Origin of the sequence: Chryseobacterium gambrini (genome assembly GCF_900156825.1) — a bacterium.
In the GTDB taxonomy this organism is placed as follows: domain Bacteria; phylum Bacteroidota; class Bacteroidia; order Flavobacteriales; family Weeksellaceae; genus Chryseobacterium; species Chryseobacterium gambrini.
On sequence record NZ_FTOV01000008.1, the window covers coordinates 79,907 to 103,431 of the forward strand.

Sequence of the window (23,525 nt, forward strand, 5' to 3'; positions counted from 1 at the left end):
ATTTTAAAGAAATGGCAAGAGGAAAGGAACGAAAAGATTTTGACAGACCTGTCGTCGATGAAGATTATCTTATGCAGATTATGAGTGGGGATGAGCCGGCACCAGATAAGATTATCGATAAACAGGATGAACAAAAAGAGAGCAAACCCCGCGAACGGGCAAAGTCATCATTAGCTAAGAAAGTTGATTATGAAGAAACGTTTCTGGTCAACCGTTTTCCTTCGGGAAGAAGTGGTAAGGTTGTATACATTCGATCGGAATTCCATGAACGTTTGCTACGGATCGTACAATTGACAAGGGAAGATAAAGTAACGCTGTACTCTTACATCGACAATATTTTGGAATATCATTTCAGGGAATTTGGAGGTGACATCACTGATTACTTCAATGACCGCTTTAAACCGATAATATAATTGACAATGAAAAAGACACAAAACAAAGTTGAAGTTACCATTAAGGTAAATCAAGAAACAGGAATTGCTAAGGGAACATATGAAAAGTTGTTCCTGAACAAAAAAAATATGGAAAAAAGAGGTGAAAAAAGTATCTATTTGCGGGAAGAGTACGACCAACGTTTATCCCGGATTGCCCAAATCATTAGCGGAGATAAGATCCCCCTCCACAGCTACCTCGACAATATACTTTCACATCTTTTTGACCTATTTGAGTCGATGATAATTGAGGAATTTGAAGCTAACTGTAAACCTATTTTTTGATTTGTTATGGAAGCTGTAATACAAATTGTGATCCTGTTCTGCCTTTTTACAATTATCGTTTTGCTTGCTATTGATAAGGTTAAAATAGTTAAGTCCGTGGAAACACCGGAACCGAAGGCGGTTTCTTCCCAATTACCCGACGTTATGGGCAAAACCCATAAGGACGCAGATCATAGCTTAAGAGAAGAAAGAATTAGCGGTAGGCCATTGATAAAACCTAAAAATAATGAATTTGATCAACCTAACAAAGTTTTGGAAAATCCATTAAAGCCACAACTGGAGAGTGAACTACCTATTGATACGATCGAGGATGAAGAATGGTTGGAGGATGAATTTCCACCTTATGATGAAAGATTCAGTCAGGGTGTTTCTCTTGAAGAGTTGTTGACGGTAGGAAAACTTCTCCAGCAAAATGATCTCGGATCGGAGCAGCAAAATAAGGTAATTGATGTTATGCAAAAAATACAGGGGACGGATTTATACAATGTTTTAGAGAATACAATTGAAGGTGCTTCCCAAAGGGTAGCAATCTTACTTGATAAAACTTTAGATAGCAAGAACTTGAACGATCTGGCGCCATCTGAAGGCAACTTGGACGATTTTGACATTGGTAATTTTTTATGAGTGGGTCAATTTCGATTGGAAGGTAGAGCTTGACGAAAAACAATGCAGTAATGGGACACTATAGGAATAATTAGTATTTCATTATCTCATTCTGCTCATCCTTTTCCTGTTTCCGCAGATTTTAGCAGTCTTGGAATTAAGAAAAACTAAAATCAAAATGTTATGGAAACAAACTTGCCAGTATTTAAATGGGAAAATTTTGAGTTTATCATTGATGTTCAGAACAACAATGTATGGGAAAAATCAGATCCAAAAAATATCTATTTGTTATGGCAAATGGACGATCTTGGGAAAGACGGTTACACATTTGAGCACTACGAGGAATCTACCGGTAGATGCGTCAAGGTCAATCTGCCCCCGTTAATGACTTTAGATCCGAGTGGTATGGCTTTAAAATACAATAAGTCCCTGGAAGAAATTAAGGGGGCAAGTGATTTTGAGGTTATGGTAGATCAGGGCTTGCTTAAAAATCGAATTTCTTCCGGTCAACTTCCAACTATTACAATTGGCGATAGTATTTTCTATGCAGATGCGCGAATAGATCTATTAAGGCCCAAAGATGATTTTTCAACAATGGGAATCCGTTTTGACGACCTTGACGATTATTATGTTGTGGAAACCAACACTTATGCATTTCCCTATAATCCGCGAACGCATGAAATTGCAAAACTGGACTATGAGAATATTACTGAATATCCAAAGGATCTGTTATTTGTTGAAATTCCAGATGTGAAGGTACTCGATCCTGTCGGCTGGAACAGGCGAAACGGATGGCCTGAAACAGATGATCTAAAGTGGGTTGGATTGACGCTCGAATTTGATGCTAAGATCATTCCCTGGAAACAAACGGGGATAGATGATCTTATTACTGAAAATAGATTAAAGAAACCTATCCAGAAAGCCGTCAAAGCACAGGAAAATTCTTTCAAAAACAAAAGAGGACCAAAGCTATAATTATATAGATGGGTAACAATAAGGAGCCGTCAAAGTTGAGTACTTTGGCGGTTTTTTTGTCCCAAAATATGCCCAATTAGGAAACCTTAGGCCAATTTAGTCCGCTCTATACCACTCTTCCCAATTTCATTTCATTCCGGTGACACCTTTGTTTCCAAGCCCGCACAGACGGGGATTACGAACAAAAAATGTAATGAAACATGAAAAATCGAAGACTAAAAATTCTGTTAGTATTTGCTATTTGCCTTTCCTTCCAAAGTGTGCTCCTAGCCCAAGGAAATGGTGTAGCAGGTATCTCAGAAGCAACCCAAATGGTAACCAGCTATTTTGATCCTGCAACCAAGCTGATCTATGCGATCGGTGCTGTCGTGGGACTGATTGGAGGGGTGAAAGTGTACAACAAGTTTTCTTCTGGAGACCCTGACACGAGTAAAACAGCGGCGAGCTGGTTCGGAGCTTGTATTTTCCTCATTGTGGCAGCAACAATACTGCGTTCATTCTTTCTATAAAATTGACTATGAAGTATCATATCAATAAAGGAATAGGAAGGACGGTTGAATTCAAAGGTTTGAAAGCTCAATATCTTTTTGTTTTCGCCGGTGGACTGCTTACAGTTCTCATTCTTGTGATGATCATGTATATGGCTGGAATTCATACGTACATCTGTTTGAGTTTCGGAATCGGTGCTGCATCAATTATAATCTGGAAAACTTTCGCACTTAATGCAAAATATGGTGAGCATGGGCTAATGAAACTTGGTGCAAGAAGGGTGCATCCCCGATACATTATTTGCCGTAAACCAGTCCATAGGTATTTAAAAAGAAATCTCACCACCAAAAAACAAATTTTATGAGAAACATATCCAAAACGACCACCTTGGAAAGTAGATTTCCATTGCTGGCAGTAGAAAATAATTGCATCATCTCAAAGGAAGGAGATATCACGCTATGTTTTCAAATTTTTCTTCCTGAGCTCTTCACCGTAGGAGCAGATGTTTACGAATCTATTCATTCTACATGGAGCAAGGCTGTAAAAACACTTCCTGATTTTACCATTGTGCATAAGCAGGATTGGTACTTAAAAGAAAAATATAGACCCGACTTAGAAAATGCTGAGCACAGTTTTTTATCGCGCTCCTTTCAAATGCATTTTAACGAACGCCCTTTTTTAAATCACTACTGCTATGTTTTTATAACCAAAACTACTAAAGATAGGATGCGCATGCAAAGCAATTTCAGTAGTCTTTGTAAGGGAAACTTAATCTCAAAGGAGGTAAGAGATAGGGAAGGTATGCGACGATTTGTAGAGAACGTTGCGCAATTCCAGCGTATCATCAATGACAGTGGATACATCAAAATGAATCAGCTCGAAGAGTCTGACATTATCGGTACTAAAGATGGTCGTGGATTATTGGATCAGTATTTCACACTATCACGCGAAAAAGATGTACCCTTAGAAGATCTGGCACTCGGTGCCGAGGAACTAAGAATTGGAAGCAACCGAATGGTATTGCATGCTCTTTCAGATACCGATGATCTACCCGGTGCCGTTTCTGAATCGCAACGCTATGACAGATTATCGACCGACAGAAGTGACTGTATGTTATCCTTTGCCTCCCCGGTTGGTCTAATGTTGAGCTGTAATCACATTTATAATCAATACCTCTTCATTGACAATAGTTCCGATAACTTACGAAAGTTCGAAAAATCTGCCCGTAATATGCATTCACTCGCAAGATATAGCCGTGCCAATCAGATAAATAGGGAATGGATCGAAAGGTATTTGAATGAGGCACATTCTCATGGGTCTCCTTCTATTCGGGCGCATTTCAATGTATTTGCCTGGTCTGAAGATCGAGAAGAATTACGACAAATAAAGAACGATGTAGGAAGTGCCCTGGCATTGATGGAATGTAAACCACGTCACAACACAGTTGACGCTGCCACATTATTTTGGGCGGGGATACCCGGCAACGCAGGTGACTTCCCCTCTGAAGAATCCTTTTACACCTTCATTGAACCAGCTCTTTGCTTTTTTACAGAGGAAACGAACTATAAGGATTCATTGTCGCCATTTGGGATCAAACTCGCAGATAGGCTGACTGGTAAGCCAATTCATTTGGATATTTCGGACTTGCCTATGAAAAAAGGTATTATTACCAATAGAAACCGTTTCATTCTGGGGCCATCTGGGGGTTGGCGGGCTACCCTTAATTGAGTAGCCCGCCAACCCTCCAAAAAAATGGAAGTGGAAAATCATTCTTCACCAACCACATGGTGAGACAGTATTATGAACAAGGGACGCATGTACTTTTAGTGGACACTGGAAATTCTTATCAGGGTTTATGTGAGCTTATCAAAGGAAAAACGAAAGGCGGTGATGGCGTTTATTTTACTTACACCGAAGATAATCCGATTGCGTTCAACCCTTTCTTCACGGACGATAATGTGTTTGACATCGAAAAAAGAGAGAGCATCAAGACGCTTATCCTTACCCTTTGGAAACGTGATGACGAAGCGCCGAGGCGTAGTGAAGAGGTGGCTTTGTCAAATGCGGTTGCGGGATACATCGAGCAAATAAAATCATCCTCTGTTCAACCAAGTTTTAATGGCTTTTATGAATATGTGAAAGGAGATTATAGAAGGGTCCTTCAGGAAAAGGAAGTCCGCGAAAAAGATTTCGACCTGGCAAATTTTCTAAATGTGCTGGAACCATATTACAAAGGTGGAGAATATGACTATTTACTAAACTCAGAAAAAGAGCTTGATTTGCTTAATAAGAGATTTATTGTTTTTGAAATTGATGCAATAAAAGATCATAAAATTCTATTTCCTGTTGTGACAATAATCATAATGGAAACCTTTATAAATAAGATGCGTAGGTTAAAAGGTGTTCGTAAAATGATACTAATTGAAGAAGCCTGGAAGGCCATTGCGAAGGAAGGAATGGCGGAATATTTAAAGTATCTCTTTAAAACGGTTAGGAAGTTTTTTGGCGAAGCCGTAGTGGTAACCCAGGAAGTGGACGACATTATTCATTCACCGATTGTACGTGAAAGTATTATTAATAATTCAGACTGCAAGATACTGCTCGATCAACGAAAGTACGCTAATAAGTTTGATGATATTCAAAAAATGCTGGGGCTGACCGAACGCGAAAAATCTCAGATTTTAAGTATTAATCAGGATAATGACCCCACACGCCTCTACAAAGAAGTTTGGATCGGTTTAGGTGGAACGCATTCCGCAGTATATGCCACAGAAGTTAGCCACCACGAGTATTTGGCGTATACAACTGAAGAATCTGAAAAATTAGAAGTGATGAATCTTGCGCAGGAAATGGGTGGCGATGTTGAGGGAGCAATCAAGAAAATATCCTTACGAAGGATCAAGGGACTGTCGAGAGAAGACAATTAACTATTTAATAACAATCCTAAAAATTTAGAAAATGAAAAATTTTATTATCACCGTAGTAATGGTGTTAACAGTATCCATTACCCAAAAAGTACAAGCACAGTGGGTCGTAACCGACCCGACAAATCTTGCTTCGGGAATTTTAAATTCCGCCAATGAAATTGTACAGACCTCTAGTACGGTATCAAATGTTGTGAAAAATTTTAACGAAGTCAAGAAAGTTTACGAGCAGGGGAAGGAATACTATGATAAGCTAAAGGCCGTAAACAATTTAGTCAAAGATGCCAGGAAGGTGCAGCAGACGGTATTGTTGGTCGGAGATGTCAGTTCCATGTATGTAAACAATTTTGGGAAAATGTTGAATGACAAGAATTTTTCTCCGAATGAACTTATGGCTATCGGTAACGGCTATTCTGCACTGTTAAATGAGAGTACTGATCTGCTTAAGGATCTCAAGCAGATCGTTACTTCCAGCAGTCTTTCATTGAATGATAAGGAACGAATGGAAATTATCGACCGCGTATATAAGGAGGTCAAAGAATACCACAGCCTTGTTCGATACTATACGAGTAAAAATATTTCTGTCAGTATTCTTCGTGCAAAGAAGCAAAACAATACCAAAAGGGTAATGGAATTATATGGAACAGATGGACAAAAGTATTGGTAAATCAGAAGAAAAATTATGGAATTTAATAATCTACATGAGCTCCTTCGGGGGCTCTACGATGAGATGCTTCCGATGTCTGCTACAATGGCAACTGTTGCCAAAGGTGTTGCCGGATTGGGTGCATTGTTCTATGTAGCACTAAAAGTGTGGCAGGCATTGAGCAGAGCTGAACCTATCGATGTTTTCCCTTTACTGCGACCGTTTGCGATTGGAATCTGCATCATGTTTTTTCCAACCATCGTACTGGGAACTATTAATGCAGTTTTAAGCCCGGTTGTTCAAGGAACACATAGTATGCTGGACGATCAGGTGCTTGACCTCAATAAGTTACAGGAGCAGAAAGACCTATTGGAAAAGGAAGCAACACTGAGAAATCCAGAAACAGCCTATCTGGTCAATAACGAGGAATTCGACAAAAAACTGGAAGAGTTGGGATGGGCGCCAAATGATCTGGTTACGATGGCGGGAATGTATATGGATCGCACGGCTTATAATATGGAGCAGGCAACAAAAAAGTGGCTTCGGGAACTGCTGGAAATTCTCTTTCAGGCAGCTGCTTTGGTTGTCGATACAATTCGAACATTTTTTCTGATCGTGCTGTCGATTTTAGGCCCCATAGCATTTGCGATCAGCGTATGGGACGGCTTTCAAAGTACGTTAAGCCAGTGGCTGACAAGGTATATAAGTGTTTACCTATGGCTTCCTGTGGCGGATATGTTCAGTGCAATGCTTGCGAAAATCCAGTCTTTAATATTAGAGCGGGATATTGAAATGCTCAATGATCCAACATTTATTCCCGACACCAGTAACACCGTATATGTGATATTCATGATCATTGGAATTGTTGGTTACTTCACCATACCTACGGTAACGGGATGGATTATTCAGGCTGGTGGCGCTGGGAATTTTACCAGAAATGTTAGTCAGATGGCTATGCGTAGCGGAAATGTCGCAGCTGCTGGTGCTGGAGCTGCCATCGGCGAAGTAGGAGGTCAGCTTATGGGTAATAATCAAGGTGGGCAAAAAACGAAATAGTTATGGAGTTTAAAACTTTAAGAAATATAGAGAATAGCTTTAGACAGATCCGGCTATACGCTATTGTTTTTGCATTGCTTTGCTTTGGAGTGACTGGATTTTCAGTCTGGAAATCCTATTCTTTTGCAAATGTACAACGGGAAAAGATTTATGTTTTGGATCAAGGTAAATCGCTAATGTTGGCTTTATCTCAGGACGCTGCCATTAATAGGCCGGTTATGGCCAGAGAGCATGTGCGTAGATTTCACGAGCTGTTTTTTACGCTTGCTCCGGACAAAGCGGCTATTGAAAGTAATATGAAACGCGCATTTGATCTGGCAGATAAAAGTGCCTACGACTACTACCATGATCTTTCAGAGAAGGGATACTATAATAGGATTATCTCTGGTAATGTGCAGCAACGAATTGAGGTTGATAGCGTTGTATGCAATTTTAATTCTTACCCCTATGCTGTAACTACCTATGCCAAGCAGTTCATTATCAGATCTAGTAATCTGACGAGGCGAAGTTTGGTCACTTCCTGTACACTCTTGAACAGTGTGAAATCAGATAATAACCCACAGGGATTTCAGATTTTGAAATTCGGTGTATTAGTAAATAAGGACGAGGAGGTTGTTGAGCGGTAGAAATAAGTTGTTAACGAATGAAAAAACTGCATAACAAAGGTTCATTATAGCTAAAAAACTAGTATGAAAAATTTTAGAAATACAATCGAAACCGAGTTAGAAAAACTCGATAATAGGTGGCAGGCATTACCGCTGAAGACCCAGTGCAGATATGTCATTATTCTTTTTGCTTTTTACCTCACAATGGGGGTTGGTGTGCTTGTCAAGGTATGTTATGATCTGGGCAAAGAGGATCGGCAAATGGAGATAAGCCATATAGAATCTCCCTCCATTAGTGAAGGCTCATCAGCGAGGAAGGATTCTACCATAATTAACTATAAAAAATATAGAAATGGAAGAGAAAGAAAATAAACGGATAAGTTTAATCGTCGATGATGAAACTGGGGGTGATAATTCCAGTTTAACCGAGAGCAAATCAAAAGTTGACAAGCTCAAAAAACCGTTGATTTTTGGGCTCCTGGGAATTGTCTTTATTGCGTGCCTGTATTTGATATTTAAGCCGAAAAGCTCTGGTAGCGCAATAGATGAAAAGGGATTAAAAAATGTTGTTCCCGAAGCTACGGACAAAGGTTTGCAGGCGGACAAACAAAAGGCATACGAGAAAGAGATGTTGGATGAAAAGGAAGCTGAAAAAAGAAGTTCATTGCAATCACTGGCTGATTATTGGAATAACAACGGCGATAGTACTACAGCAGAATTTCCTGCTTCTACCGCAAGTGTTGGAAATACATCTGGAAATTATGGAAACCCAGGTTACCAAAATAATTCGTTAACGAGCTACAGAAATGCGCAAAGTACGCTGAGTTCCTTTTATCAAGATGATGACAGGGAGAAATTGGAATTGCGCAGGAAAGTTGATCAATTGCAAGAGAAGCTTTCTGCAAAGGATGTTCCGGCTGCTCCTACCTTGAATGACCAGCTAACTTTAATGGAAAAATCATATCAAATGGCGTCAAAATATCTTCCTAGTGGAACTCAAGGAACGGATATGACAGCTTCAACAACTATTACAGATTCAGCAAATGGTACAAATCATAAAATTCAAAGTAAAACCGAAAAAACGGAGAGTTTAAAGGGAGTACGTAAAAGTATAGTGAGCGCTTTATATCGCGAACAAGATGACAGCACTTTCCTGGCAAGCCTGGAAGGAGAAAGGAATCATTCCTTTTTAACGGTAGGGGCAAGAGAAAAAAAGGGGATTGCAAGAAATAGTATACGCGCTATAATTATGGAAACTAAAACTGTTACTGCGGATGGCTCTGTAAAACTGAGATTATTGGAAGATGCAACGATTGCAGGCTACAGCGTTCCCAAAGGGACGGAACTGGAGGCTGGTACAAAATTTCAGGGGAATAGGTTACAGTTAAAAGTTTCATCAGTTGAGGTAAAGGGGAATATCCTGCCTGTTGAGGTACTTGCTTATGATGTGAATGGTCAATTAGGGTTATCCGTTCCAAGGTCTGACGAAATTAATGCTGCTGGGGAGATAGCTGCTAATATGAGTCAAAGTTCCGGTATGAATATTTCCATGTCGCGTTCAGCAGGACAGCAGGTTGTTGGGGACCTGACACGCGGTCTTGTGCAGGGAGTTTCGGGATATTTTTCAAAAAAAATAAGGACTGTCAAGGTGACCCTTAAAGCCGGCCAGCAAGTCTTGCTGGTTACGAAAAAGAATAATTAACAAAAATTAAAAAGATGAATATCATAAGGAATACAGTTTTATTAGTCCTTTTGGTGGGACTATTTATAAAAACTTTTGGACAACAATCTGATCTTGAAAAGGGAAGGGTCGAAGCCTATAGGCTTGAGGTAACCTACAACAAGACTACTCATTTAATCTTTCCTGTTGCGATAAGATATGCAGATCTGGGTTCAGAGTTTCTAACTGCTGGAATAGCGGAAGATGCTCAGAACGTTCTGCGTGTTAAAGCTGCGGTAAAGGATTTTAGTGAAGAAACTAATTTTAGTGTAATTACAAAGGATGGGCAATTCTATAATTTTAATGTGACATACAATGGTTATCCGCAAACATTAAATTATGACCTGCTTAAAATGCAACAAGAGGGTGAACGTGTCGAGCAAAAAAATGTCCAGTTTGAGGAACTTGGTTTTAACCCACCATCATTAACAGAAACGGTGATGAAGACCATTTATCAGCAAGACAAACGGTACATCAGACACATTGGATCTAAATCCTATGGTGTGCAATTTATCCTGAAGGGCATATTTGTGCACAATGGTAAATTTTACTTTCATACGGAGGTTAAGAATAAATCTAACGTTCCTTACTTAATTGATTATTGCACTTTCAAGATTGTGGATAAACAGGTTGGTAAAAGGACAGTATCGCAGGAAAAACAGCTTGCACCATTACGTGAATATCCGATGATGGAGATCGTGTCAGATGAATCATCGGCATCAAATGTCGTGCTTCTCGATCAATTTACCATTAGTGATGATCAGGTTCTAAAGATAGGATTGTATGAGAAGAATGGAGGTCGAAATCAGGTGTTAGAAATAGAGAATTCCGATCTGGTGAATGCGAAATCTGTTTCGGATATGAAAATCAAAATTAGTCAGTAAAAAAATATCTTATGAAAAATTATATCATTGTTTTGATACTTATGCTTATAAGTATTCATGGATATTCCCAACGCATGGTCTATAAACAAAAAGCGCTAGAGGTAAGTGTCGGAATGCTGGCAAGTAAAGATTTAAGTTCCAATTACTACGTCAATTTAACCGTAAATAGCTTCGGAAGGCGAGGGAACTACTGGATTTGGAGTGCAGAATTTCAGCGGCGTACTACAGATTATAAGCAGTGGACGCTCCCTTTGGAAAATTATTTGGGTGAGATTGGATATAGTGTACAGTTGCTTTCGGATGCAAGAAAGTTTATCACACTTAATGCGGGATTGACCGGTGTTGCTGGATATGAAGTTTTGAATCGTGGTGATAGCATACTTTCAGACGGTGCGCTGTTATTGAATGACGGTGGTTTCATCTTCGGTACTGCAGGTAGATTATCTCTTGAAACTTATTTGTCGGATAGGATCGTTTTGCTTTTGCAGGGGCGCGTTAGGGTGCTTTGGGGAACAGATTTGGATCAATTCAGACCCTTTTCAGGGATTGGATTACGCATTAACTTTTGAAAAAATAATGTTATGAAAAATATAATGCATATTAGTCAAATGTCATTTGGTACGCTTGTACTGGGTTTGATGGCGATTGTTGGAATTCTCTCCTTGTCAGGATGTACAAAAGATAATTTGGATATCCAGGAGAATTTTCCTTTTGAGGTAAAGGTAATGCCTGTACCAAAAGATATTGCACTGGGTGAAACAGTGGAAATTAGAATGGCGATTATCTCCATTGGGGATTATGCTGAAAATAAGTATCACATTCGCTATTTTCAGAACGATGGACAAGGAACATTGAGATATTTTGATCATAAACCTTATCTGCCAAATGATCTTTACCCGTTAATGCAAAAGGAATTCAGACTTTATTATACCTCTGAGTCATTTGTAGCACAGAATTTTGACGTATGGATCAGTGATAGTTTTGGTAATGAAAAGCAGCTATCTTTCCAGTTTAACAATAAGAAGCTAGGCCCTATTATTATTGGTCCAATTAGATAATTTCTAAATCTGTAATTGTTTGTTACTTTTATAAAACGAAAATCCTACACTACCAGAATGAGCCCATGCTCGATTGGACGGCCTTAAAGCCGTCCTTTTTTGTTACAATTAAAGGATTGGTAATGTATGGTAATGCATTTAATTGGTAATTTATTGGCTGTTATTTCTTTATTAGATTAAAAATATTATATTTAAAAAACTATAGGCCGTAAATTACACTATACGAAAACTTATTACAAAGCCAGCTCTGAGATCGGTCTTACTTTGAAAACTAATTAAAGGTTACAATGAATTTTTACACCATTTCATTATTGGATGATTTGGCTGGGCGAAATATCTCTAAATTTTGCAATTTAAACTTTGTGAAGCCAGCCGTTTTGTTCTCCGACCAACTGGAATTATCTGGGCGTTTGCAAAGTATTGTGGATAGCTTTTATGCTATTTTAAAAAAGCTTGATATTATTCCAAAAGAAGCATTTAAGAAGGAGCATGTATGTAGTTTTGATTTTACAGATTTAAATGATTACGAACCTATCGTGCTTGACGTTATTGCTAAGCTGAACTGGAAAGCCCAGGCTTTTAAGGATGTGTTTCCAGTTCATCACAGATATACAGAAGGGGACAGCATGCACCTTGTGGTTGGAATAGCATATTTGGAAGACATAAGGAATGGTTACTTGCATTTTGTTGACCTATCGGTCCCAAAGCATGTACTACAAGACGTGCCATCCGATGTTTCATACATAAAGGATTTACTAAAGTCGTATAATTTGGGATTTAAACAGACCCTTCAAAATTATATTGAATCCAAAGGTTATAATTACGAACATTTTCAGCGCGACTCCAAGCTATGTCTTGGTGATTCTTTCTATCGGTTTTGGTTAAAAATTAAGATGTTGGAAGCTGTTGGTGATATCGCCTTTACTACCCTTAGCTTGAAGGAAATAGCATTCAAAAACAATTTTTCTGATTACGAGAACATGCACAAGGTTTTTGTAAGGAATGGAATTCGTCTTGGTGATATTCCGCGATTGGCCAAACTTAAGGTTGGTAAATAAATATTTGGCATGTTTTTCCTCAAAATGGAAATATTATCATCAATATTGTCCGTATTATAATTTCCTATATTGGCGAAATTTGTCATAATCAATGCTAATGATTATGATAGTTGTAAATTTTATAGGGAAGCATTTTGTGAAGATTGTCAGTATTTTGCTGGCCTTGCTTTTTATGTATGCTGCCGCCAACAAACTATTAGATTTTGAAAACTTTCAGGTGCAATTGGCACAATCACCGCTTCTGAGCGCATATGCTGGGATAATATCTTACGGAATTATTACCATTGAATTAATTGTTGCAGTCATGCTCTGTTTGAGTGATTCCAGACAGGCGGGGTTGTATGCATCCCTTGGATTAATGAGTGCTTTTACCATTTATATCTATCTTATACTAAATTACAGTGACTTCATCCCCTGTAGTTGTGGAGGAATTCTTGAAAATTTAGGCTGGACCGAGCATCTAATCTTTAATATTTGTTTTGTTGTTTTGTCTGCACTAGGAATTTTCGTTCTTGTTAGAAAAAACAAGGGGAAGACTTGGAACGCAATACTTTTATCAATAAGTACGGTCATTGTCAGCTGTCTTGTTGTAATTATCATGTTTATCTCTTCGGAAAATATTATTAAGAAGGAAAACAACTTTACAAGACGGTTCTTGCAGCATCCTATTTTTGACGATAAAACGGTGAATTTGAGTGTGAATTCCTATTATTTTGCAGGAATAGCAGAGGGTAAAATCTATCTCGGAAATCTGACTACACCATTGTTCATAGCAATGATTGATACCGGTTTCCAAAACCTGACAAGAGTTAAGATAACTTTGGATAAGAAAGACTATCCCTTTAGAAATATCCAGCTTCAAGTCAAGTCCCCTTACTATTATCTGTATGATGGTAATGTACCTATTATCTATCGTGGGAAACTTAATGATTCTATAGCACATACAATTAGCTACGGGGATGCATTTTTCAATCAACTATCGGTTTTAGATTCAGGGAAATTTGTACTCCGCGTACAAAAAAGGTCCGATAAGCAATACTCGATGGCCTCGCTAGACCTTAACAAAAACCCGAAGCTTGAATTAAAGCCTACAGTTCTGGAGAAACAGATTGACGGTGTTTTTGATGTAGATGGTATCTTAGGAGTTGAAGCTGGTGCAGATAAAGTAGTTTATACTTATTATTATCGAAATGAATACATCGTAATGGACAGTAACTTGAATATACGTAAGCGACTTAACACGATTGATACCACTAAAACCGCGAATATATCTGTAACCAAGCTGTCTGACGGAAGAAAAAAAATGAATGCGCCATCTTTCAGCGTAAATAAAGGGTTTGCTTTGTTAGGTGATTTAATTTTAAACCGTTCGAATTTAAAAGGAAAACATGAACCGGCGGGCTCATGGAAAACTTCTTCTATAATTGATGTCTACAGGACAGATGAACAGCGGTATATAGGAAGTTTCTACATAAGGAATAAAAATGGTAAAGCGATGTCAGCTATGATAAGCGACGGGATTTACTTGTATGTGCTTGTTGACAACGAATTGCAACGCTATAGGATTAGAAAGGACGCATTTAAATAAGAAACAAAACGAAATTGATGATTCTGGGAATTTTCAATGGATACGGATATATAGGGGATTAGCCGAAAACCCTGTAACAGATTAGGCAATAACCAATTAAATTATGATCGCATGAAAAAATTATTATTACCAACTCTTATTGTAGCAATGGGATTTGGTGGTGCTTATGCAGGTAGTAAGGTAAGTAAAGCAATGCCAACTTATCACATAGAAGAAGGTCAATGTGTTGAGGTGCAACAGGAATGTAATGAAGCACCTGGCGTAATTTGTACTTTGAATGATGATGGAGTTACGCAATTGTACAAATTCAAACTGAATGAGACAACTTGTTCTACTGCGCTTAGCAGAAGTAATTAATAAGCAGGAAGGATGCCCTATTGGGCATCCTTTTTTATTTGATTATTTATCCAGGTTATATCTTTTTTATTCAATAGGAAGTAATCCCACCAGTCGAGTACCTTGGAACTTAGGTCTAATTCTTCAGGGGTTTCATTTAGGAATGAATGGTCTCCGTTATGATAAAAAAGTGCGACAACATTTTTTTGATAACGTCTGAGTCCAATATAAAACTCCATTGTTTGATTCCATGGTACAGTAGTATCATTTTTTCCAGCCCATAATAGTATCGGGGCATTTACTTTTTCAACATTTAAAATAGGACTATTTTTTATATACCTGTTCTTATCTTCTGAAACAGTGGTGTGCATCTGATAAACTGTATTATATATAAAATAATTTGGTTTTCTAAAGTTATAATTATACGAATAAAAATCACTGATAATATTACTAATTCCGGCACCAGATATGTAAGCAGCAAAGCGATTGGAATGCGTAGCTATAAAATTGGTTTTATAACCTCCATACGATTGCCCGCAAAGCCCAATTTTCGTGTGGTCGATATTGGTATTATTCAGTACAGCATCTAACGCATTGTTCACACATTCCAGCGCTGATAGCCCGGGGCCCTTTTCACTGACAGTAGTATCTGGTAGGTATACAAAATAGCCCCGTTCAAGTAAGGTTCTTATCTGAGAGCCTTCAGGTAGTACTCTATTGGGCGAAAGATAATGGTTGGAAAGATTTCTTTGCATATCATATACTAGAACTATCATCGGGTATTTGTCCTTCGGATCAAAGTTGATTGGATAATATAAAATTCCATTAAGGTTCTTTCCAACTGCTGAATAGCCGTAAATTTCCTGTCTTATCTTTTTAGCCCTATTATCTTGAATATTGCCGTCAAAAATCATGTGTTTTTGCCCTCGGGTATCATAACTGTACAGAGCTGGTGGCATATTATAATTTTCTTCCATGGTATAAAAGAATGTCATATCAGGATTATGCATCAAACCATTCATAGTTATTCTATTTTCCATTGGTGGTATAACCAGTTTCCATTTTCCAGAATCAAGCAGTTTGTAAGAGATTACATTTTTTTCTTTATCATATATCTCAACTATCATTCTTTCTGTAGGCAAAAAAGAAATCATTGTATAGTTATCTCTTTTAGAAACATAATTTATAATCCTGGTCATTTTTCCCTTTCCGACACTCAGACTGGTCAATTTCTTCTGTTTGATATTAAAACTCCAGAGATCATCACTGCTTTCAAAATAGACGTAATCTCCATTTTTGGAAAATACAGGTTGTTCTAATCCTGTTTTGTCAATCAGAGTTTCTTTTTTTCCATTGGAGTTGTACAAAATCCATTTGACACCATCTTTGCTAGCTAAAAACCATTTTCCGTCTGCTGAGCAAAAAACTTCATGATTAAGCAACAAGGGCCATTCTTTGGACAACCGTTTTACCAATTTAAAATTTCCTATGTCAGTCAAGGTATTTGATTTCAAATCATAAATTTTAGCGGCATTTAATTCCGGTTCGCTGGTAACAAAATTATGATCTTTGCGAGGTGGATAGGTGAGGAAATAACGATCGTTGTTAAGAGAATTAACTTCCTTATCGTTCGGAACTACTATCTCTTGCAACTTGCTATTCTTCGTATGCCAAATCCAGAATTTTTTATTTATAAACATTTTGTAATGTTCATTGACATAAGGATCATTACCATACCAAATTTCTAAAATGGGGTCTTTTTCTTCGGTGAATTTTACTCTTGCACTAATAAGGTAGGCTTTGCCCTCTTGTACTTCATTTAATTCAACTTCTGCCTGCTTGGGAAGATTCAGTTCCAACAACTTTTTACCAGAATTTTCAGGATCTATTACAATCAATTTGTCATTGTCAAGATCTGTTGTGGTTTCTGTAATGACCAACTGTTTTAAAGAAGCAGTAAATTCCATTTTCCGGATGGAGTTCTGTGTAGAATAAATAACTTTTTCTTTATCTCCGGTGATCTCTATAATCTCCGACCTACCAGCATTCTCTTTTTTGATGAATAGTTTACTTTTAGAATCGGTTATGACCACCCCATCTACTTCCGTCATATCCCAAAGCAGCTTTCCTGAGGTATCAAAGATTCTAAGATGATGATCGCTGGTTAAAAGTGCATATCTGTTAAGTTTTTCTAAGATATAAGCCTTTAAATTATCCTCATACTTATAGGTCTTACCGGTGATAAGATTTAGAAATTCGACCTTTGGTCCCGTCTGCGCCAATACACCTTCTTCTTTTAAAAAGACTATTTTGGAATGTGGTATCTTGTATATCGTTTTTGCAGCACCTTTTGTACTAATAACAAAAGAGCAGTTTCCATCTATTTTATTCGTTTTATGAATACCAATCCAATTTCCATTCGATGATATCTTTGGAACACCGCCAAGTGTTGCAAATTTATCTTTCCATTTTGTTATGGTGTCATGATGTCCCTGCGCCGAAATCATTAGACATCCAGCAAACAATAATATAAAAAAAATATTCTTCATCAGTAACCTGTATTTTGGGGTTTAAGGTTAGCGTTAAGTAGAATCTCTTTTTGTGGAATAGGCCAGAGTTTGTGGTAGTCTTTCCAACTAGGTTTTGTATTTGGAAGGGTATTCAGTTTTCCGGTTCTTTTTAAGTCAAGAAAACGGTGTCCCATTTCTGTAAAAAACTCTCTCTTATTTTCAAGCAGAATTTCATCCATTAATAAATCTTTTGATATGGGCATGGCTAAAATGGGAATCTGTGCTCTCTGCCTTGTAGTGTTTAAATATGGCAAGGCTTCTGTAAATTTATTTTGTTGAACAAGTGTTTCAGCCAGTAATAAATAAGCTTCCTCAAGTCTGAAGATAATGGAATATTCCATTGTGTTGTTAAAGTCCCGGTTTTTATACTTTTCTGCTCGGTAATATGTGTTTCCATTAAAGTTAACAGCGGCAATCCAATGCTGTTTTCGCAGGTCACCGACAGAGAATGAGTTAATTAACGTTGCTGCCAATGCATATGTAGAAGGTGCGGCATTAACAAAATAGTATATCGACGCTTGTGGCAAGGACTGATTGTTGTGAGGCTTTAACTGCCATAAGATGTGCTTTTCCGTTTTTTGAAAGACCTTATTGATGTCATTCGTCATTTGATACAATGGACTTTGTGTAATTTCCTTCAGCGCGCTTTCAGCTTTATCCCACTCTTGCTTTGCCATGTAAACTTTAGCCAAAAGCAATCTTGCTACCATTCTATTGGGATAAATACGCTCAGCATTCCTATAATCATTTTGGAGAAGGAGAGAAACTTCAAGCAGGTCGCTTTCCATTTTTGAAAGGACTTCTGTAGAAGCGGTTTTATTGATCGTATTATTGATGTTATAATTAGTGGTCTCAGGATAAGGAATATCACCATAAAGTTGGTTAAGATAGAACAACATAATGGTTCTAGTCAGTAGTGCCTCACCTCTTAAATATTTCTTATCTGAAGCTGTTATGGCAGTTGAACCTTCGATGCCTTCCAAGATGGAATTAGCCGTGTAAATATGCTTATAGGAGTTTGCCCAAAGACTATAAACAATACTGTTTGTATCTATTTGCTGGTTAAGAAAAATATCTCTCGTGTCTGATGCAGCTGTTGTATAATTATCTAGTTCATCAGTATATGCGCTTAAATTGGTTTCCAGGTTTGCGCCGGCGATGGGCGAGTTTTTCATTACATCAGCATACAACGCCGCCAATGCCGAATTAGCTGTTTGTACATCTTTAAAAACAGCCTCTCTATCGATCTGATTGTCAGGAATGTCAACTTCAATTAATTTTTCGCATGATGCAGTAATCAATATTACAATCATCATTATTATAAATTTTGTTTTTTTCATTTTAATAGATTTTAAAGGTTAAATTGAGCTCCAAAGGAATAGGTTCTCAGAGGGGGCAAAAAACCAGGAATCAAGGCCTCTGGATCTACTCCAAAGAATTTTGTCCATGTCCAGAGGTTTTGTCCTTGAAAGTAAATTGAAACACTTTTAAAAATTTCGTTTTTCAGGGGTATTTTGTACGTTAATTGTAAATTTTTTAGCCGTATGAAAGATGCATCGGAGACTGTAGCCGTACTTGATCGGAACAGGGCATGGTTACTTGCGTTTTTGGTACTGTAAGGCATATAAAATCCAGAAGGATTACTTTCTGACCATACATTTAGGACCTCAACAGGTTGATTGTTCATTAAACCCGGCATCGTCATTACTGAATTGTAGTTTAATCCTTTCTTTTTTACAAATTGGAATAGTAGTGAGAGGTTCCAATTCTTAAAAGACACATTGTTATTCCATCCGCCAAAAAATCTGACACCAAGATTTTCTATAACTTGACGATCATCCGGAGCTGATATCTTACCATCACCATTGAAGTCTGTGAACTGATATTGACCTGTTGCTGGGTTAATGCCTTCCAATTGATAAAGCTTAATAATGTTCGTGGGTTGTCCTACTACGTACTGATTGGCGTAGGAAGAGCCTGCAAGTCCAGGAAATGATAAAAGCTTGTTTGTGGGAAAACTAATATTAAAACCAGATTCCCATCGGAAATTTTCTCCTGTTATAGGACGGCCTGATAGTTCAATTTCTAAACCGGTATTTTGAATTGTTGCTGGTAGGTTCGCTATCACATTTGTAAACCCAGTTACTGCCGAAAGCTGGTAACCTACCAACTGGCTGGAAGAACGGTTACGATACCACGCTGTTGTAATGTTTAAACGGTTTTTGAAAAAGCCCAGTTCAAGAGCTGTCTCTAATTTTCTTGTAATTTCCCAACTGTAATCTGGGTTATAGAGACGAGACGGAGATAGACCTGTAATGTTATTGTAAATCGAGGATGATGACACAATATAGTTATCAAGAAATTGAAAATCACCGATATTGTCGCTACCCGCAGAACCGTAACTTCCTCTAAGTTTACCAAAACTTAGCCATTTCAAATCTTTGAAAATTCCTTCTTTTGAGAAGAGCCAGGCCATTCCTACTGCTCCAAAATTGGCGAAGCGTTTGTTGGGACCAAAACGGCTGCTACCGTCCCGTCTTCCTGTAACGTTGACAATATATTTACCATCAAATTGGTAATTAAGCCGTCCAAATAGTGCAGCATAACGGTATTCGATATCGGAATCTTCAAAGGTTAATATGGTTTTTGCCGCAGAAATGTTAGTAATAAACTGGTTGCTCTCAAATCCAAATCCAAGGCGATCATCCGTTTGGCGATCACTCTTCTGGAAGCTTCCTCCAACAAGTGCATCCAATTTATGTTTGTTCCAATTCTTCTGCCAATTTATTTGTGGCTCAATTATATATGAGAATATCTCTTGGTTCTTTTTATTTGCTTGTGAATTAGCACTTGATGTTCCAGCTCCTAAATTTGGATTGTAAATGGTGTTCGGAGTTAAAGCTAATTCATTAATAGTAGTATAATTGAGACCTGCATTCAATTTGATTTTGAGATCTTTATAAAGACGGTATTCGGAATTGAAATTACTCTGTAATGTTTTTGTGTCATTATTATATGATGCATTATAAGCAGCCAATGGATTTGTGAATGTGTTATTCGCCCAATTGAGATTTCCGTCGTCCTTATAAAGTGGGGGTGATATGGGGGATAACAAATAGGCATTTCTGGTCATATCTGTCATAACAACGTTATTTTTCTGTTGAGAGAACATATTTGATATACTCATTAGAAACTTGTTGTCTTTAGAAAGATGTGAAATGTTTGAATTGAAATTGTTGCTATTGTATTTGAAATCGTTGCCAAATACAGTTGATTGTTCGTTATGCCCCAGACTTATCATGAAATTTGTTGTTTCACTTCCACCACTTAATGAAAGCTGGGTGTTACTTAAGGTTGCTTTTTTGCCGATTAAAGTCTTAACCCAATCGGTCTCATGATTTTGATCCCAGGTACCATTAATATCATAGGCATTGACAGGGTATGTGTTAATTTTGTCATTTGCATAAGCATCACGACGCATTTTTAGGTATTGATCTTTATTCAATAATTTTAAGTTTGAAATGTTTTCGCTGATTCCATAATTGGTAGAAAAATTCAAACGAACTGTCCCCGTTTTTCCTTTTTTAGTAGTGATTAAAATGACTCCGTTCGCACCACGGGAACCGTAGATTGCAGTAGCGTCGGCATCTTTTAATATCTCAAAACTTTCAATATCATTTGGATTAATACTATTCAAAGGGTTGATATTTCCAGTTGGAAAAATAGTAGAGGAAATCTGGGATTTTTGAGATAAGATTTCACTGAATGGAACGCCGTCTATGACATATAGTGGAACATTACCACTTGGATCGGTAAAAGTGCCTGTTCGCAAACTGTTCTGTCCCCTTATCTGAATATCGAAACCACCGCCGGGAACGCCACTATTCTGCACAATGTTCACACCTGCCATACGACCTTGGATGGAAGATAATACATTGGTTACAGGTTGATTTTCTATTTCTTTTGCTGTTACCTTAGAAATACTACCAGTACGTTCCTTGTCCTTTACATTGTAATATCCAGCATTTAGGATAACTTCCTCTATAGATTGTACTTTAGATGCTTCGCGTAAGGTATCTGCTTTTGCGATAGCGGGGTCAGAAAATTCAATATTATCAGCTGTTAGTCTGTTCTTTTTTCGTCGAATAATGACGCTATTATTATTTATTAAAGCTTCAACCGGTATATCTTTTAATAGCTTGTTTAAACAGTCAATTACAGGTTCGTTCTTACACTTTAGCGGTTGTACCGTATAATTTTTTAGGTCATCAATAGAGTAGTTATACTGTATGTTGTTTTCGGTTAGAAATTTTTCAACTGCTTTTGTTGCAGGAGTTTTACCGATTTCAAAAGTTACCCTCATTTGCGAGAGATTCTGTTGGGCATGTAGCCCGTGCCAGCCGAATAATAGAAATACAGCGGCACTGCATAAAATTTTCATATTTTTGCATGTATTTAAAAATTAATAATTCCGTTCAGTTTTATTAGTTGGATACAGGACCGACGGTTGCGCCCGTCGGTCTTCTTTATTAAGTCCAACCTAACTTAGGGCAAATGTCTGGGATTATGTCCGCAGTAATCAAAGACCGGAGTTTATTCCTCCAGTTCAAAAGTATTAACATTGGCTTTTTTTATATTTAGGTTTAATTGTATTGAGATATTTTCCATTAGCTGATCTACCGTGGCGTCCTTACTTAAAATAGATATTTTTGAAGAGGCCCGGTCTGCGGGAAATATGATTTTAATCCCATAAGTCCTTTCTATGATCTTTAAGGCGTCCTGTAAATAGAAGTCGGTAAAAGCTAGTGTAGCGCTTATCTTTTTCTTTTTGAAATCGCCTTGGGCTGTTGGTGCTACAGTAGCAACTTGATTGGAGCCCATATTAGAAAATGTTTCTTTGGGCTGTATAATATAAGATTCTTTGGGTTTTGTAGAGTTGCTCACCTGAACCTTTCCCTCATACAGATCAACGTTAAAAGTAGCGCCTGTTTGCACAACTTTAAATACAGTTCCTAAAACTTTAGCTTCATAGGAACCTGCATGTACAATAAATGGATGCTCTTTTGATTTGCTTATCTTAAAGACTGCATCACCCTCAAGAAAAACATCTCTAGTATCAGAAGGAAAGGTTTTGTATACTGTTAACTTTGCACCTTTGGAAAGGGTAATATGAGAATTATCCTTTAAGGTTATTGCCAAATCACTATCCTTAGCGAAGTATATGTCAGGTAACACATACATTCTGTAAGTTAAAACAGTACTGATTAACAGCAGGATTGATGCTGCAATTGCAGATACAAAGCGGGTGATTTTTCTTTTTCTCTTTTTGGCTTCGTGCGCTCTTATCCGAGCGATAATAGCGAGCCAATCCTCTTCTGCCTCCTGGGGGGTGAGTGGTTCTACGTAAGGTTCATTATTGTTCATAGAAAGGGGTCTTTTATTACATTTAGGAACGAAATGAAAAAAGATCCCCTCTTGGAGCATTTATTTAACTCTTTTTAACTGACTTTAACTTGTTTTAAGAGTTTTTATGAAAATTTTGAAGAAAAATTAGTGCTTCTGAAATTTGTTTTTGCACAATTTTTTTTGACAAATTAAGCTGAACCGCAATTTTTTCCTGAGTGACGCCCTCAAGCTTGTTCATAGTGAACATTTTCTTGCTTGAAGTCGGAAGTAACTCAATGCTATCCTGCATTGCTTGCAATTGTTGTTCTTTAATGAGTTTAGAATCCAACTGATCGACAGCATCATCAGGTGTTTCAGGAATATTATAATTATTTTCAAATATATGTTTTCGTTGTGTCTTGAAAAATTTTGAAATTTCTTGATTACAGGTCTTAAAAATTATATTTTCAGTATTAGCACCTCCCAGAGACTCTTTATATTCCCATAGATGGAAAAACACATTTTGTACGATATCACGAATATCATTTCTGTCCTTAACCTTTCCATTGATATAATGAAACACACGTTCCCGATATGTATTATATATGGATTTATACATATCCTCGACATCAATTATATGTTTAGAAAAGAAAGTCATTAAAAAGGTTTCGGAGATCTCGCTTTACAAATTTAATTATATTTTATTGAATGAGTTAATTTTTGTAATAGATTTGCATTAAACCTTGCAATTATTTGAATAATTTTATGTAAAATTGGAATTGCTCAATAATTGTCTAAGATATGTGTAATTACATCCTTTGATGGTGAAATTAAATTTCGTTTAAAAAATATTTATATATTTACATCCTAAAATTTATCGAAAACAAATAAAGCGTAAGCTGTCAACTGGTT

22 protein-coding genes and 1 pseudogene are annotated in these 23,525 nt (G+C 37.4%); 18 read left to right on the forward strand and 5 right to left on the reverse strand.

Annotated features, from left to right (window positions below; genetic code table 11):
• Positions 1-11 precede the first annotated feature (11 nt).
• From BW951_RS14780 to BW951_RS14865, 18 genes and pseudogenes are all read left to right on the forward strand, one after another.
• A complete protein-coding gene (locus tag BW951_RS14780) occupies positions 12-413 on the forward strand; it encodes a DUF3408 domain-containing protein (protein WP_076394226.1) in 402 nt (133 codons plus the stop codon).
• Between the two features lie 6 nt (positions 414-419).
• A complete protein-coding gene (locus BW951_RS14785; protein ID WP_076394228.1) occupies positions 420-716 on the forward strand; it encodes a DUF3408 domain-containing protein in 297 nt (98 codons plus the stop codon).
• Positions 717-722: 6 nt separating this feature from the next.
• Entirely contained in the window at positions 723-1,340 is a 618-nt protein-coding gene (locus tag BW951_RS14790) for a hypothetical protein (RefSeq protein WP_076394230.1), read from the forward strand.
• Positions 1,341-1,502: 162 nt separating this feature from the next.
• Complete coding sequence (locus tag BW951_RS14795) at positions 1,503-2,294, forward strand: hypothetical protein (RefSeq protein ID WP_076394232.1); 792 nt, start codon at positions 1,503-1,505, stop codon at positions 2,292-2,294.
• Positions 2,295-2,494: 200 nt separating this feature from the next.
• Entirely contained in the window at positions 2,495-2,803 is a 309-nt protein-coding gene (locus BW951_RS14800; protein ID WP_076394234.1) for a DUF4134 domain-containing protein, read from the forward strand.
• A gap of 8 nt (positions 2,804-2,811) precedes the next feature.
• A complete protein-coding gene (locus tag BW951_RS14805; RefSeq protein ID WP_076394236.1) occupies positions 2,812-3,147 on the forward strand; it encodes a DUF4133 domain-containing protein in 336 nt (111 codons plus the stop codon).
• A pseudogene (locus BW951_RS14810) lies at positions 3,144-5,710 on the forward strand (TraG family conjugative transposon ATPase). The gene BW951_RS14805 and the pseudogene BW951_RS14810 overlap by 4 nt, the downstream one beginning before the upstream one ends.
• 31 nt (positions 5,711-5,741) lie before the next feature.
• Positions 5,742-6,374, forward strand: coding sequence for a DUF4141 domain-containing protein (locus BW951_RS14815; RefSeq protein ID WP_076394246.1), 633 nt, complete (start codon positions 5,742-5,744; stop codon positions 6,372-6,374).
• 15 nt (positions 6,375-6,389) lie between these two features.
• Positions 6,390-7,409 (forward strand): conjugative transposon protein TraJ, encoded by a 1,020-nt coding sequence (traJ, locus tag BW951_RS14820; RefSeq protein ID WP_076394248.1) that lies wholly within the window; start codon positions 6,390-6,392, stop codon positions 7,407-7,409.
• A 2-nt stretch (positions 7,410-7,411) separates the two neighbouring features.
• Positions 7,412-8,035, forward strand: a complete 624-nt coding sequence (traK, locus tag BW951_RS14825) for a conjugative transposon protein TraK (protein ID WP_076394250.1) — start codon at positions 7,412-7,414, stop codon at positions 8,033-8,035.
• A gap of 63 nt (positions 8,036-8,098) precedes the next feature.
• On the forward strand, positions 8,099-8,386 hold the full coding sequence (locus tag BW951_RS14830) for a TraL conjugative transposon family protein (protein ID WP_076394252.1): 288 nt from the start codon (positions 8,099-8,101) through the stop codon (positions 8,384-8,386).
• Positions 8,367-9,716, forward strand: a complete 1,350-nt coding sequence (traM, locus tag BW951_RS14835) for a conjugative transposon protein TraM (protein WP_076394254.1) — start codon at positions 8,367-8,369, stop codon at positions 9,714-9,716. The genes BW951_RS14830 and traM overlap by 20 nt, the downstream gene beginning before the upstream one ends.
• Before the next feature lie 14 nt (positions 9,717-9,730).
• Positions 9,731-10,618, forward strand: coding sequence for a conjugative transposon protein TraN (traN, locus tag BW951_RS14840; RefSeq protein ID WP_076394256.1), 888 nt, complete (start codon positions 9,731-9,733; stop codon positions 10,616-10,618).
• An 11-nt stretch (positions 10,619-10,629) separates the two neighbouring features.
• A complete protein-coding gene (locus BW951_RS14845) occupies positions 10,630-11,187 on the forward strand; it encodes a conjugal transfer protein TraO (RefSeq protein ID WP_076394258.1) in 558 nt (185 codons plus the stop codon).
• Positions 11,188-11,199: 12 nt separating this feature from the next.
• Entirely contained in the window at positions 11,200-11,676 is a 477-nt protein-coding gene (locus BW951_RS14850) for a DUF3872 domain-containing protein (protein ID WP_076394260.1), read from the forward strand.
• Positions 11,677-11,963: 287 nt separating this feature from the next.
• Positions 11,964-12,734 (forward strand): helix-turn-helix domain-containing protein, encoded by a 771-nt coding sequence (locus tag BW951_RS14855; RefSeq protein WP_076394262.1) that lies wholly within the window; start codon positions 11,964-11,966, stop codon positions 12,732-12,734.
• A 97-nt stretch (positions 12,735-12,831) separates the two neighbouring features.
• Complete coding sequence (locus tag BW951_RS14860) at positions 12,832-14,322, forward strand: DoxX family protein (RefSeq protein WP_076394413.1); 1,491 nt, start codon at positions 12,832-12,834, stop codon at positions 14,320-14,322.
• Between the two features lie 111 nt (positions 14,323-14,433).
• Positions 14,434-14,679 carry a DUF6520 family protein gene (locus tag BW951_RS14865; protein WP_076394264.1) on the forward strand — a complete coding sequence of 82 codons (246 nt, stop codon included), beginning with the start codon at positions 14,434-14,436 and terminating at the stop codon, positions 14,677-14,679.
• A gap of 17 nt (positions 14,680-14,696) precedes the next feature.
• Here the strand turns inward: BW951_RS14865 and BW951_RS14870 are convergent, their stop codons facing one another.
• From BW951_RS14870 to BW951_RS14890, 5 genes are all read right to left on the reverse strand, one after another.
• Positions 14,697-17,207, reverse strand: coding sequence for a S9 family peptidase (locus BW951_RS14870; protein WP_084196450.1), 2,511 nt, complete (start codon positions 17,205-17,207; stop codon positions 14,697-14,699).
• Entirely contained in the window at positions 17,207-18,568 is a 1,362-nt protein-coding gene (locus tag BW951_RS14875) for a RagB/SusD family nutrient uptake outer membrane protein (RefSeq protein WP_076394268.1), read from the reverse strand. Before BW951_RS14875 ends, BW951_RS14870 begins: the two co-directional genes overlap by 1 nt.
• 11 nt (positions 18,569-18,579) lie before the next feature.
• Positions 18,580-21,669 carry a SusC/RagA family TonB-linked outer membrane protein gene (locus BW951_RS14880; protein WP_076394270.1) on the reverse strand — a complete coding sequence of 1,030 codons (3,090 nt, stop codon included), beginning with the start codon at positions 21,667-21,669 and terminating at the stop codon, positions 18,580-18,582.
• A gap of 152 nt (positions 21,670-21,821) precedes the next feature.
• On the reverse strand, positions 21,822-22,652 hold the full coding sequence (locus BW951_RS14885) for a FecR family protein (RefSeq protein WP_076394272.1): 831 nt from the start codon (positions 22,650-22,652) through the stop codon (positions 21,822-21,824).
• Positions 22,653-22,746: 94 nt separating this feature from the next.
• A complete protein-coding gene (locus BW951_RS14890) occupies positions 22,747-23,271 on the reverse strand; it encodes a sigma-70 family RNA polymerase sigma factor (RefSeq protein ID WP_076394274.1) in 525 nt (174 codons plus the stop codon).
• Positions 23,272-23,525 lie beyond the last annotated feature (254 nt).